Genomic DNA, 12,508 nt, shown 5'->3' with positions numbered 1-12,508 from the left:
CTCTCCTTCTCGGGCACGCCACAGGCAGGGTCCAGCGGTACGCGGACCCCGGTGACCGTGGGTGGAAGTGTCAGTTCAAGGTGGGTAGCTGGACGTCGACCCGCAGGCCGCCGTACTCGGCGGGCCGGGCCGCGATGATGCCGTCGTGGGCCTGGGTGATCGAACGGGCGATGGCCAGGCCCAGCCCGGCCCCACCGCCCTGCGAGGTCCGGTCCCGGGCGAGTCGGCGGAACGGCTCGAACAGACCGGCGACCGCCTCGGCCGGCACGGGCTGGCCGGTGTTGACCACTGACAGCGCGGGCACGCCGCCCACCACGACGGTCAGCGAACCGCCCGGCCGGTTGTACTTGATCCCGTTCTCCACCAGGTTGGTGACCAGGCGTTCCAGCAGCACCCGCTCGCCGACGACCATCCGGGGTTCGAGATGGGTCTCCACGGTGACGCCGGCCTCCCGGGCCCGGTCCAGGTAACCCGCCAGCACCGCCTCGACGATCGCGTCCAACCGCTGCGGTATCCGCGAACGGAGACCCTGGTCGCTCTCGCTGAGCGCGAGCAGGCCCTCGATCAGTCGTTCGTTGCGCTCGTTGGTCTCCAGCAGCTGATTGGTCAGCAGCTCCAACTGCTCGCCGGTGAGCGCCCTGGCCATGCCGACCTCGATGAGCGTCCGCTGCACGGCGAGGGGTGTACGCAGCTCGTGCGAGGCGTTCGCGGCGAACCGCCGCTGCCCCTCGTACCCGGCAGAGACGCGTTCCATCATCTCGTCGATCGCCCTCGACAGCCGGGCCAACTCGTCGCCGCCCCGGGGCCGGATCCGGTGACCGAGGTTCTGCGGGCCGAGCTGCCCGATCGGCCCGGCCAGGTCAGCGACCGGACGCAGGCACCACGCCGCGGCGAACCAGAGCCCCACCAGGACAGCCAGGGTCACGAGCAGGACAGCCACCAGGGGCAGCAGGAAACCCCCCGGCCGGACCGTGCGGCACACCGCCGACATGCCCGGCACGGGCAGGTCACAGAACCGCTGCCCCCAGTTCCAGGTCACCTGCGACAGCAACTTGCCCATCGCCGGCAGCACCGGGCCGGCCAGCAGCGCCAACAGCCCCACCAGCAGCACCCGGCGTCGGGGCGTCCAGCTCACGCCGTGCCACCGATGCGGTAGCCGGCCTTCGGAACGGTGTGAATGATCGCGGGATCGCCGAGCTTCTTGCGCAGCGTCATCACGGTGACCCGTACGGCGTTGGTGAAGGGGTCGGCGAACTCGTCCCAGGCCTGCTCCAGCAACTCCTCGGCGCTGACCACCTGGCCGTCCGCGCGCAGCAGCACGTGCAGCACCGCGAACTCCTTGGGACTCAACGCGAGGGGGCGACCATCCCGGGCGGCCAGGTGCCGACCCACGTCCAAAGTCAGGCCGTCCTGAGCGAGCACCGGTGGCAGCGCCGGAGTGGACCGCCGCCCGAGGGCCTGCACCCGAGCCACCAACTCGGCGAAGGCGAACGGCTTGGTCAGATAGTCGTCCGCGCCGAGGCCGAGGCCCTCCACCCGGTCCCGGATGCCCGCCGCTGCGGTGAGCAGCAGCACCCGGGTGCCGAGATGCGAGTCGGCGATGCTGCGGCACACCTCGTCGCCGGTGTGTCCAGGCATGTCCCGGTCCAGCACCGCCACGTCGTACCGGTTCACCCCGACCCGCTCCAGCGCACCGTCACCGTCGTAGCAGACGTCCACGGCCATCGAGAGGCGGCGCAGCCCTTCGGCCACCGTGTCCGCCAACAACCGCTCGTCGTCCGCCACCAGCACCCGCACGTTTCCCGCTCCCCCAGTTCGGCTTGCCCGGCATACCGTCGCAGGCCCGGGTTAAGGGTTCTGTAAGCACCCGCCGCAGCCATCCTCCACGCGCCTGTCCAGCAGGCAAACCACCACAACCCAGCCCCCCGCCCCCTTCGTCCCCGTGTCGGGCCCCCTGAGCCCCCCGTCCCCGAAGCCCCCCGCACCCAGGCACCCAACAGTGACCCGCGCCACAAGACCCCCAACCCCAACCCCACCCGCGCCCGCCCCAGCCCGGCCCCAGCCCGGCCCGGCCCGGCCCGCCCCGGCCCGCCCCGGCCCGCCCCGGCCCGGCCCGTCGATCTTGCACTTTGTGTTGTCGAAATAGGCGTAAGGCGTTTTTTGTCGGAGCAGAAAGTGCAAGATCGGCGGGGGCGAGGGCGAGGGCGTGAGCGAGGGCGGGGGGTACGGGGCTCGGCAGGGGGGTGGTTAGGAGAGGGCGGCGCGGATTGTGGCTTTGATGTGTTCGGGGCGGCGGTAGAGGTCGCGGTCGGTGAAGTAGCGCATCCGCCAACCCGCTGCGGCCAGCCAGTTGATCCGCTCACGGTCGTGCCTGAGTCGATCGCGGTCCAGGTGCGACAGTCCGTCGTACTCGATGCCGATTCGGCGTTCGCGGTAGCCCAGATCGAGGCGGTATTGAGGGATGCCGTGGCGGTCGGTCACCCATAGTTGCGGCTCCGGCGGGGGCAGGCCTCCGTCGATCAGGATCAGTCGCAACTGACTTTCCTGCCGGCACTCCGCCCTGGCGTCTGCCAGCGGTACAAGTTGGCGGGCCTGGCGGACACCCCGCAACGCGTTGTGGGCCGCAACCTCGGCCAGCAGGTCATCCTGGGTGACCAAGCCGGATCGCAGGGCGGCGTCGAGCACTGGGAGTGCGTCGACCCGACGAGCGGCGCGCGCAAGGTCGACTGCGCAGCGCGCCGGCGGCACACAGGGCAGGCCTGCGACGAAGACCGGCCGCGCGTGCAGAACCGTCCGGTGAACAACCACCCCGGGCAGACGGGGCTTTGGCACCTCGGCGGGCAACTGGATGTGGATCAGATCGTCGCGCAGGACCCCGAAGCCGTATCGGCGGGCGGCACTCTGCCTCGCCAACATCGCTCCGTCGGGCAGCCGGAGCATAAGGGCGCGTAGTTCGTCGTCGTCGTCGCATGGCTTGTCGGCGTAGACCCCTCTGCGCACACGCAGGATCTCCTCGCGATCGAGCCGAGTCCGTATCCGTCCAACGGTGAGCTGCCGCATCAGCGCGTCCGTACGCCATAACTGAGTTGCCATGCGGGGAGGCTGACCGACCCGGGCCTCCGCCACTACCCCGCAACAACGACCTGTGGAAAACCAACCCCCCTGTGGACAACCCCCACAACCCCCCTCACCCGTGCTAGCACCACCCCCTCGCGCACCCCCTCGCTCCCGCGATCTTGCACTTCCTGTCGACGATATGCCCGATAGGAGGCATAAATGACCGCAGAAAGTGCAAGATCGCGGGAGGGAGGGGGTGGGGGTGGGGCGCGGGGGCGGGGCGGGGCGGGGTTAGTCGCAGGCTATTCCGTCGCCGTCTCGGTCCAGGTCGTAGATGTCGTCGCCGATGACCCTGATCGGCCCTCTGACGTAGGCGGGGCCGTTGCCACTGCCACCCGCGCAGTCGACGTCGCTGGCGATCGGGACGCAGCCGCTGTAGTTCGGGTCGCACTTCGACGACTGCGGCTTCTTCGTGCCGACGGCCACGACCTGAGTCACCGGCTGCTTCGTCACTGCGGATTTGACCAGCTTCTTGGCCGTCCGCACGCCGTCGGTGGTGGTCACCTCGTAGGTCATGGTCCGGACGCCGTTGACGCCCTTGGTCCGGACGACCCGCTTGCCCTCGGCCAGTGACGAGTCTTTGACGGTCCGCTCGCCGTACCGGATGGTGGCCTTCTCCGTCACGGTCGTCACCTGCACCACCGGCACGGCCGCCGCGCTGGGCGGGCTGGGCGCGACCGATGACGGGGCCGACGAGGACACCGTGGAGGGCGTGTCGGTCGGCGACTCCTCCTGGGTTGGGGCCTGCTCGGTCGGCTCGCCGGGTGCGGCCAGGATCGGCTGTTGCGGTTGCTCGGCCGCGGTGCCGGTCCTGGTCGGCTCCGGCTCGCCGGTCAACGCGCCGACGATGGCGGTTCCGGCGCAGCAGAGCAGCAGGATCGACAGCGTCACCGAGCCGAGGATCAGGCGACGCGGCTGGCGGGAGTGGCCCGGCGGAACCAGTTCGGTCGGGGCGTCTGGCCGAACGACGGCGGGTACGGCGGCCCCGGGTGCTGTGGTGGTTGCATCGTCACGGCGATGAGTGTCGTCGCAAACACAGCGTGCAATATCCCCCGTCGCGTTCGTCACCTGCGCCTTTCGCTTCGCGGGAAAGATCGGTGGGCGTGTGGGCGGGCGACGAGTCGGCAGGTGCGGCAAACCTGCGGGCTGGCGGGCAGGGCCGATCGTGCGGGTAGCAGCACCAACAAAAGCCGCAGATCCTGACGCACCGCGTCGACAGCGGTCGGAGAGCGAACGACCATGACGGAACTGTCGCGATGCCGTCACCGGGGCGGGCTCACCGCTCCTCCATCGCCCATGGTGAGCCGTAACCGTTCAGCAGGTCGAGGAAGGGCGTCGGGGGTAACGCCTCCGGTCCGAGCACCCCAACGCCGGCCCACGCGCCGCTGGCCAGCAACTCCAACGCGACGACCGGGTTGACGGCGGTCTGCCAGACCACCGCCTGGTGCCCGTACTCCCGCATCGACCACTCGTTGTCGACCACGTGGTACAGGTAGACCTCGCGGGGTTGCCCGTCCGGGCCGAGGCCGCGTACCCAGGTGCCGGCGCAGGTCTTGCCGCGCATCCGGGCGCCGAGCGTGGCCGGGTCGGGCAGGCTCGCGGCCACCACGTCGCGCGGGGAGACGTCGACGCCGCGTACCCGCACCGGGGAGACGGCGTCCAGACCGAGCTTGTGCAGCGTCTTGAGCACCTCGATGAACTCGTCGCCCAGGCCGTACTTGAAGGTGACCCGCCGGGCCTTGACCCAGCGCGGGATGAGCAGCACCTCCTCGTGCTCCACGTTGACGCACTCGACCGGCCCGATCCCCTCCGGGAAGTGGAAGACCTCCGGCTCGGAGAACGGTTCGGTGGTGAACCAGCCCCGGTCCCGTTCCCAGACGACCGGCGGATTGAGGCACTCCTCGATGGTGGTCCAGATGGAGAACGAGGGCGCGAAGTCGTACCCGTCGACGGTGAGGTTCGCCCCGTCCCGGACTCCGATCTCGTCGATCTCACTGAACAGTTCGTCGGCGGCGTAACGGGCGAAGACGTCGGAGAGGCCGGGCTCGACCCCGATGCCGCACAGCGCCAGCCGACCGGCCGCCGACCAGGTGTCGGCCACCGCGAACTGTTCGTCGCCGAGCTTCACGCCGGTTTCGACGTGCGACAGCGACATCGCCATGTCCAGGTAGTCCGCGCCGGCCGCGAACGCGCCGTCGAAGATCGGCATGACGAACCGCGGGTCGACGGCGTTCAGCACGTGTGTGATCCGGTGCTCCCGGCACAGTGCGGTGACCGCGTCGGCCGAGGCGGCGTCGACCTGGGCGGCGACGAAACGGTCGTCGTGCCCGGCGACCGCCCGTTGGGCCCGAACGGGGTCGTGGTCGGCCACCACGATGGTCTCGAAGAAGGTCCGTCGGGCGGCGATGGCTACGGCGGCGGAGCCGACGCCACCGGCGCCGACGAGGAGGACACGCATCAGGAATCAAACCCCAAACCGAAACGATCGAGAGTACGGAGCCAGAGGTCGCGCCGGCCCTCGCGCGCGTCGGCGCGGGCCAGTGACCAGCGGGTGAGATTGATGCCGACCGCGCGGACGGGTTCCGGTGGGAACGGCAGCGGCTTGCGGCGAACCAGGTCGAGCCGGGTCAGCGGGGTGTTCCCGCCGTCGAGCAGGTCGAGCAGCACCCGGGCCCCGAAGCGGGTGGCCCCGACGCCGAGGCCGGTGTAGCCGGCCGCGTACGCCAGCCGACCGTTGTAGGCGGTGCCGAAGAACGGGCAGAACCGGGTGCAGGTGTCGATGACCCCGCCCCAGCGGTGGCTGAACCGCACGTCGGCGAGCTGCGGGAACGTGGTGAAGAAGTGGCGGGCGAGGGTGGTGAAGGTGGCCTGTCGTTGTTCCAGCTCGGGCGCGACCCGGTTGCCGTAGTGGTAGACGGCGTCGTAGCCGCCGAAGAGGATCCGTCCGTCGGTGGTGATCCGGTAGTAGTGGAACTGGTTGGCGGTGTCCGCGAGCCCCTGGCGGTTGCGCCACCCGATGGCGTCGCGCTGGGCGGGGGTGAGCGGCTCGGTCATCAGCACGTGGTCGTAGACCGGCACCAGGTACGCCCGCAGCCGGCGTAGCAGCGGCGGGAAGGCGTTGGTGGCCAGCACGACCCGGCGCGCCCGGATCGAGCCGGGCAGGCCGGTGGCGATGGTGTCGGCCCGGCCACTGTCGGCCGGGTGGGCGGCGGGGCCAGCGCCCCGGGTGCCGGCGTGCAGGGCCGCGCCGTCGGCGCGCAGTCCGGTGACCCGGGTGTGCTCGTGCACGCGTACGCCGAGGTCGAGGCAGGCGCGGCGCAGCCCCCAGGCCAGCTTCGCCGGGTCCACCATGGCGACCCGGTCGGCGTCGAACATCCCACCCAGGTACGTCGGCGAGCGCACCTCGGCGCGCACCTCGTCCCGGTCGAGCAACCGCACCCGGTGGCCGTACCGGCGGGCCAGGTCCGCGTCGGCGGCCAGCCCGTCGAGTTGGTACGGCTCGACGGCGACGGCCAGCTCACCGGTGCGCTCGAAGTCGCAGTCGATGTCGAACGTCTCGACGGTGGCGGCGATGGCGTCCAGGTTGTCGCGCCCGAGGCGTTCCAACTCGCCCACCTCGTCGGGGAACCGGTCGACGCCGTTGGCGAGGCCGTGGGTCAGCGAGGCCGCGCAGAAACCGCCGTTGCGCCCGGAAGCCGCCCAACCGCAGGTCCCGGCGTCGACGAGCAGCACGTCCCGGTCCGGGTCCGCCTGTTTCGCCAACAGCGCGGCCCACAGTCCGCTGTAACCGCCGCCGATCACCAGCAGGTCGGCGGAGTGCCGACCGCTCAGCGGCGGTAGCGGGTCCGGGCGGTCCGGGCGGTCGAGCCAGTACGGCACGGGTGCCGCGTCGGCCAGAGCCCGGCCGGCATGCGCGGGCGTCATGAGGGCAGACCCCACACGCGGGGCGGGTGACCCGTAGGACGGCCTCCCCGACCGGCGCGGCGGGCTGTGGTCATGACGGCCGCCGCGCCTGCGGTGTCGACCCGACCAGCAGGTTGGCGCGGCGGGCCCGTCGACCGCGCAGCGAGCTGAGGCCCACGAGCAGCAGCGCGAGCCCGAACATCGCCGTGCCGATCACGTTGACCTGCGGTGGAATGCCACGCTGGGCAGCGCCCCAGACGTACATCGGGAAGGTGACGGTGGTGCCGGCGTTGAAGTTGGTGATGATGAAGTCGTCGAAGCTCAGCGAGAAGGCCAGCAAGGCGGCGGCCCCGATGCCGGGCAGCACCAGCGGCAGGGTGATCCGCCGGAAGGTCTGCCACTCGTTGGCGTAGAGGTCCATGGCGGCCTCCTCCAGCCGCCGGTCCATGCCGGCGAGCCGCGCCTTCACGGTGACCACCACGAACGACACGCAGAACATCACATGCGCGATCACGACGGTCCAGAAACCCTGCGGTACTCCCGCCGACACGAACAGGGCCAGCAGCGACGTGCCCATCACCAGTTCCGGGGTGGCCATCGGCAGGAAGATCAGCACGTTGATCCCGGACCGGCCGCGAAAGCGGTGCCGGACCAGCGCGAACGCCATCAGGGTGCCGAGCACCGTGGCGACCACAGTGGCGAGAAAGCCGATCTGCACGCTGCGGACCACCGCGTCGCACATGTCTGAGGTGGCGCACGGCTGCCGCCAGTTGTCCAGAGTGAACTCGTTGAAGTCGTACGACAGCCGGCTCGACGGACGGTTGAACGACAGTCCCGCCACCACCAGGATCGGCAGCGCCAGGTAACCGAGCACCAGCAACGCCACGATCATCACCCAGCGGTCCGCCAACCAGCGCGACACCCTCATAGGACCTCCTCCGTGCCGGCTCGACGGAGGTAGCCGAAGACCACCGCGAGGATCGCCGCCATCAGCAGGAACGACAGCGCGGCGCCCTGCGGGTAGTCCAGTCGGACCAGGAACGCCGAGTCGATGACGTTGCCGATCATGTATTCGTTCGGGGTGCCGAGCAGCTCCGCGTTGATGTAGTCGCCGCTGGCCGGGATGAAGAACAGCAGCGTGCCGGCGACCAGACCGGGCATGGACAGCGGCAGCGTCACCCGACGGAACGCCTGTACCGGGCTCGCGTACAGGTCGGTGGCCGCCTCCAGCAACCGGGGGTCGAGCCGCTCCAGGCTCGCGTACAGCGGCAGCACCAGAAACGGCAGGAAGTTGTACGTCAGGCCGAGCACCACAGCGAACGGGGTGGCCAGCAGCCGACCGTCCGGGGCGAGCAGGTTCACGTCGCGCAGCAGGCCGACGAGCGCGCCGTTGTCCGACAGGATCGTCTTCCAGGCCAACGTGCGGACCAGGAAGCTGGTGAACATCGGCGCGACGACGCACACCAGCAGTAGATTCTTCCAGCGGCCGGCCTTCTGCGCGATGGCGTACGCCAGCGGGTAGCCCAGCAGCAACGCCAGCACCAGGCCCAGCCCGGCGTAGCCGAACGAACGCAGGAACTGCGGCCAGTACGCCTGGAGCACGTCCGGGTAGTTGCCGACCGCCCAGGTCATCGCGTACCCGGTGGAGAGCGAGCCGCTGGGGTCGTACAGGCTGGCCGCCGCCAACTGCACGAGCGGCACACCGAAGAAGATGAGCAGCCAGGCCGCGCCCGGCAACAACAGGAGGTACGGCAGGAGTCGGCGTCGCCCCGACCGGGCTGCCGGTGGCGCGGGCGGCGGGTGCCCCGACCCGGTGGGCGCCAGCAGGGTCACGACGACGCACCCACCGGCTCGTCCAGCACCGGTGCGGTCCGGTCGGTGTCGGCGGCGGCGCGGGGCAACAGAAACGCGTGCCGTGGATCCCAGTACGCCACGGCCTCGCCGCCGACCGCCACGGTCGTCGACGTCCCGCTGTTGGCGGCGAAGACCGACACCTCGGTGCCCCAGCCGGTACGCAGCAGGTACTGCGTGCTGACTCCGACGTAGGAGGCGTCGGTGACCACCCCGGTGACGTGCTGATGCCCGGCGGGCACCTGGTCGGCGGAGCCGACCAGAATCAGCTTCTCCGGGCGTACCCCCAGGTGGACCGGACCGCTCTCGGCCCGTGCCCGGCCGACGGGCACGGAGAAGCGAGTGCCGTGTGCCGTCACCGCGACGTCGCCGCCGCTGACGCCGGTGGCCTCGCCGGCGAGCAGATTGGACTGGCCGAGGAAGTTCGCCACGAAGGCGGTGGCGGGAAACTCGTAGATGTCGGCCGGGGCACCCAACTGCTCGATCCGGCCGGCGTTCATCACCGCGACGGTGTCGGCCATGGTCATGGCCTCCTCCTGGTCGTGGGTGACGTGTACGAAGGTGATGCCGACCTCGGTCTGGATACGCTTCAGCTCGATCTGCATCTGTCGGCGCAGCTTGAGGTCGAGTGCGCCCAGCGGCTCGTCGAGCAGCAGCACCTGCGGCCGGTTGATCAGGGCGCGGGCAAGCGCGACCCGCTGCTGCTGACCCCCGGACAGCTGGGCCGGGCGGCGGTTGCCATAGCCGTCGAGCTGCACCAGCGACAGCATCCGGGCAACCTCGTCGTCGACCGAGCGGATGCCGCGTCGGCGCAGCCCGAAGGCCACGTTCTCGAAGATGCTGAGGTGCGGGAAGAGCGCGTAGCTCTGGAAGACGGTGTTCACCGGCCGCTTGTACGGCCGCAGTCGGGCGATGTCGGTGTCACCGAGCAGCACCTGGCCGCTGGTCGGCTCCTCCAGGCCGGCGATCATCCGCAACGTGGTGGTCTTGCCGCAGCCGGACGCGCCGAGCAGCGCGAAGAACGAGCCCTGCTCGACGGTCAGGCTCAGGTCGTCGACGGCGGTGAAGACGCCGAACCGTTTGGTGAGGTCGGCCAGGCGCAGGTCGCCGGCGGGTGTCTCGCGGGCCATCCTCATCACGCCCCGATGACCTGTTGGAACTTGCCCTCGTACTCCTTCTCCTGCTTCTCGTCCAGGGCCATGAACACCTTGGACTTCGACAGCAGCGCCTCGTCCGGAAAGATCAGCGGGTTGGCGGCCAGCTCGGGGTCGATCTTCTCCATCTCGGCCTGAGCGCCCTTGACCGGGCAGATGTAGTTGACGTACGCGGCGAGCTTCGCCGCGACCGCCGGCTCGTAGTAGTAGTTGATCAGCGCTTCGGCGTTGCCCTTGTGGGTGGCCTTGTTGGGGACCATCATGTTGTCGCTGTAGAGCATCACGCCCGAGTCCGGCGCGACGAACCGCACCTTCTCGTCCTCACCGGACAGTTGGATGACGTCACCGGACCAGCCGATGCACGCGGCGATGTCGCCCTTGGCCAGGTCGGGCGCGTAGTCGTTGCCGGTGAACTTGCGGATCTGCCCGGAGTCGACTGCCTTCTTGAGCTTGTTGAGGGCGTCGTCGAACTGGGCGGCGGTGAAGTTGGCCGGGTCGTGCCCGTTCGACCCGAGCAGCAGGCCCATGGTGTCGCGCATCTCGCTGAGCGCGGTCACCTTGCCCTTGAGGTCGGCGCGGGTGAGCAGTTCGTCGACGGTCCGCAGTTCCTTCGTGACGTTGCCGTTGTACGCCAGGCCCGCGAGGCCGGACTGCCACGGGATGGAGATCCGGTTCTCGGTGTCGAAGGGGCGGTTGAGCAGCGACGGAAGCAGGTTGGCCTGCACGTTCGGGATCTTCGCCGGGTCGAGCTTCTGGATCCAGCCGAGCCGGATCATCCGGGCCGCCATCCAGTCGGTCAGCACGATGATGTCGCGGTCGGTGCTCTGACAGGCGGCAAGCTGGTTCTGTACCTTGCCGAAGAACTCGTTGTTGTCGTTGATGTCCTCGGTGTAGGTCACCTGGATGCCGGTCTTCGTGATGAACTCGTCGAGGCTCGGCCGCTTGGACTCGTCAGCGTCGTCAACGTCCATGTACTGCGGCCAGTTGGCGAAGGCGAGTTTCTTCTCGGTGCCGGAGAGGTCCTCGCTGACGCAACCAGCCTCGGTCTGCTGTGCGCCCTTGGTGCCGCAGCCCGCGAGGCTGCCGCCCATGGTGAGCAGGGCGGCCGAACCGAGAGTGCCGGTGAGCAGTCCACGCCGGGAGAGGGGCCGGAGGGGAGTACGCATGACGACTCCTAGGGGTCATCGTCGGCGGGCGGGACGGGGGAGGCACGCCGGCGGGAATGTCGGGAGGGTCAAGTGCCACGGACGACTGATCCTGACATGAGGTGACCTCCCTTACAAGGGATTCCGTTGCGGGAATAGCGATGTACGACGAAATACGCCAGACTACGCGGGGATACACGCGCGACATCACGATTCGGGACATGGGGAGCGGTCAATGACAAACCGGCAGCACGAGAACAGCAACGGCGGTCGACGCGTCGCTGTCCGTGAAGGCGCCAATCACGCTCTGCTGGATGACGTGGCCAAGCAGATCATCGAGCAGCTCCAGGAGGACGGCCGCCGCCCGTACGCGACGATCGGCAAGGCGGTGGGGCTGTCCGAGGCGGCGGTCCGCCAGCGGGTGCAGCGACTGCTCGACTCCGGCGTGATGCAGATCGTGGCGGTGACCGATCCGCTCCAGCTCGGCTTCAACCGGCAGGCGATGGTCGGCCTACGCACCGACGGCGACCTGGAGGCGGTCGCGGACCGGCTGGCCGAACTGGACGAGGTCGACTACGTGGTGATCACCGCCGGGTCGTTCGACCTGCTCACCGAGGTGGTCTGCCGCAACGACGACCACCTGCTGGAGATCCTGCAGAGGCTGCGCGCGGTGCCCGGGGTGCTCTCCACCGAGGCGTTCGTCTACCTCAAGCTGCGCAAGCAGACCTACACCTGGGGTACGGCCTGACGCCCCGGTTTCACCGCGCCGACGAACGACGCCCAGGCGCTCGGGGCGAAGACCAGGGTGCCGCCGTCGCGGTCCTTGCTGTCGCGCACCAACACCCGACCGGGCAGGTTGTCGGCCACCTCGACGCAGTCACCGCCGTTGTTGCTGCTCCGGGTCGCGGTGCGCCACCGGGCGTCGCTCATGTCCATGTCGTGGCCACTTCCCTGATCAGCTCGATCGACCGTCGTCGGGGGAGCGCCTCGCCGGTGACGCCCTCCCACCTGCGTCCCAGGCTAGCGACGTCCAGGGGGTCGGTCACGACCTGACCGCGGAGCTGATTGTCGAGATCCCCGCCTCAGACCCACCCCTCCCGACCTCCAGCCCGCACGTTCCCCGACCCAAGATCCACCCCTCCCGACCTCCAGCCCGCGCCTCCCCGGCCCCGCGAGGCCCCCTCCTCCGCGGTTGATCCACTCGACTTCACCGATATCGCGGCGTCCACCACGTCCGGACACCGCGTTTTCAGCGAACCGGTGTGGATCGAGCCGGCGGCCGAGGGAGGCACAACCACCGGGCGGGCCCTTTGGAGCTGATGTCGCAAACGATTCGGC

The 12,508-nt window shown here is 69.8% G+C and carries 12 protein-coding genes; 1 reads left to right on the top strand and 11 read right to left on the bottom strand.

The features are described 5' to 3' along the window. Window positions 1–70: 70 nt before the first annotated feature. The 10 genes from AB0877_RS19535 to AB0877_RS19490 all read right to left on the bottom strand — a co-directional run bounded on the left by AB0877_RS19535 (window position 71) and on the right by AB0877_RS19490 (window position 11,191). Window positions 71–1,135 (bottom strand): HAMP domain-containing sensor histidine kinase, encoded by a 1,065-nt coding sequence (locus AB0877_RS19535; RefSeq protein WP_366610414.1) that lies wholly within the window; start codon window positions 1,133–1,135, stop codon window positions 71–73. Next, entirely contained in the window at window positions 1,132–1,797 is a 666-nt protein-coding gene (locus tag AB0877_RS19530) for a response regulator transcription factor (RefSeq protein ID WP_366610413.1), read from the bottom strand. Before AB0877_RS19530 ends, AB0877_RS19535 begins: the two co-directional genes overlap by 4 nt. 450 nt (window positions 1,798–2,247) lie before the next feature. Then, on the bottom strand, window positions 2,248–3,093 hold the full coding sequence (locus AB0877_RS19525) for a DUF559 domain-containing protein (RefSeq protein ID WP_366610411.1): 846 nt from the start codon (window positions 3,091–3,093) through the stop codon (window positions 2,248–2,250). Window positions 3,094–3,348: 255 nt separating this feature from the next. After that, the gene (locus AB0877_RS19520; RefSeq protein WP_366610409.1) at window positions 3,349–4,008 is read right to left on the bottom strand and encodes a G5 domain-containing protein; all 660 of its coding nucleotides are present in this window, start codon (window positions 4,006–4,008) and stop codon (window positions 3,349–3,351) included. A gap of 385 nt (window positions 4,009–4,393) precedes the next feature. Beyond that, entirely contained in the window at window positions 4,394–5,575 is a 1,182-nt protein-coding gene (locus AB0877_RS19515) for a saccharopine dehydrogenase C-terminal domain-containing protein (protein ID WP_366610408.1), read from the bottom strand. Then, entirely contained in the window at window positions 5,575–7,041 is a 1,467-nt protein-coding gene (locus AB0877_RS19510) for an FAD-dependent oxidoreductase (RefSeq protein WP_366610407.1), read from the bottom strand. Before AB0877_RS19510 ends, AB0877_RS19515 begins: the two co-directional genes overlap by 1 nt. 70 nt (window positions 7,042–7,111) lie before the next feature. Beyond that, complete coding sequence (locus AB0877_RS19505; RefSeq protein ID WP_366610406.1) at window positions 7,112–7,948, bottom strand: ABC transporter permease; 837 nt, start codon at window positions 7,946–7,948, stop codon at window positions 7,112–7,114. Beyond that, entirely contained in the window at window positions 7,945–8,853 is a 909-nt protein-coding gene (locus tag AB0877_RS19500) for an ABC transporter permease (protein ID WP_366610405.1), read from the bottom strand. Before AB0877_RS19500 ends, AB0877_RS19505 begins: the two co-directional genes overlap by 4 nt. Continuing rightward, window positions 8,850–10,007 (bottom strand): ABC transporter ATP-binding protein, encoded by a 1,158-nt coding sequence (locus AB0877_RS19495; RefSeq protein WP_366610404.1) that lies wholly within the window; start codon window positions 10,005–10,007, stop codon window positions 8,850–8,852. Before AB0877_RS19495 ends, AB0877_RS19500 begins: the two co-directional genes overlap by 4 nt. Then, complete coding sequence (locus AB0877_RS19490; RefSeq protein WP_366610403.1) at window positions 10,007–11,191, bottom strand: spermidine/putrescine ABC transporter substrate-binding protein; 1,185 nt, start codon at window positions 11,189–11,191, stop codon at window positions 10,007–10,009. The genes AB0877_RS19495 and AB0877_RS19490 overlap by 1 nt, the downstream gene beginning before the upstream one ends. 214 nt (window positions 11,192–11,405) lie before the next feature. Between AB0877_RS19490 and AB0877_RS19485 the strand changes: the two genes are divergently transcribed. Then, on the top strand, window positions 11,406–11,918 hold the full coding sequence (locus AB0877_RS19485) for an Lrp/AsnC family transcriptional regulator (RefSeq protein ID WP_366610401.1): 513 nt from the start codon (window positions 11,406–11,408) through the stop codon (window positions 11,916–11,918). Here AB0877_RS19485 and AB0877_RS19480 read toward each other — a convergent pair. Continuing rightward, a complete protein-coding gene (locus AB0877_RS19480; protein ID WP_366610400.1) occupies window positions 11,897–12,106 on the bottom strand; it encodes a DUF397 domain-containing protein in 210 nt (69 codons plus the stop codon). The genes AB0877_RS19485 and AB0877_RS19480 overlap by 22 nt on opposite strands. Between the last annotated feature and the right edge of the window lie 402 nt (window positions 12,107–12,508).

The organism is Micromonospora sp. NPDC047644 (assembly GCF_040704315.1).
Lineage (GTDB): Bacteria > Actinomycetota > Actinomycetes > Mycobacteriales > Micromonosporaceae > Micromonospora.
This window is presented reverse-complemented; position numbering and strand designations above follow the sequence as displayed.

Bases quoted from the DNA above. Each gene is read 5' to 3' on its own strand.
- AB0877_RS19525 (WP_366610411.1), bottom strand. From the start codon at position 3,093: ATGGCAACTCAGTTATGGCGTACGGACGCGCTGATGCGGCAGCTCACC.
- AB0877_RS19515 (WP_366610408.1), bottom strand. From the start codon at position 5,575: ATGCGTGTCCTCCTCGTCGGCGCCGGTGGCGTCGGCTCCGCCGCCGTA.
- AB0877_RS19510 (WP_366610407.1), bottom strand. From the start codon at position 7,041: ATGACGCCCGCGCATGCCGGCCGGGCTCTGGCCGACGCGGCACCCGTG.
- AB0877_RS19505 (WP_366610406.1), bottom strand. From the start codon at position 7,948: ATGAGGGTGTCGCGCTGGTTGGCGGACCGCTGGGTGATGATCGTGGCG.
- AB0877_RS19495 (WP_366610404.1), bottom strand. From the start codon at position 10,007: ATGAGGATGGCCCGCGAGACACCCGCCGGCGACCTGCGCCTGGCCGAC.
- AB0877_RS19490 (WP_366610403.1), bottom strand. From the start codon at position 11,191: ATGCGTACTCCCCTCCGGCCCCTCTCCCGGCGTGGACTGCTCACCGGC.
- AB0877_RS19485 (WP_366610401.1), top strand. From the start codon at position 11,406: ATGACAAACCGGCAGCACGAGAACAGCAACGGCGGTCGACGCGTCGCT.
- AB0877_RS19480 (WP_366610400.1), bottom strand. From the start codon at position 12,106: ATGGACATGAGCGACGCCCGGTGGCGCACCGCGACCCGGAGCAGCAAC.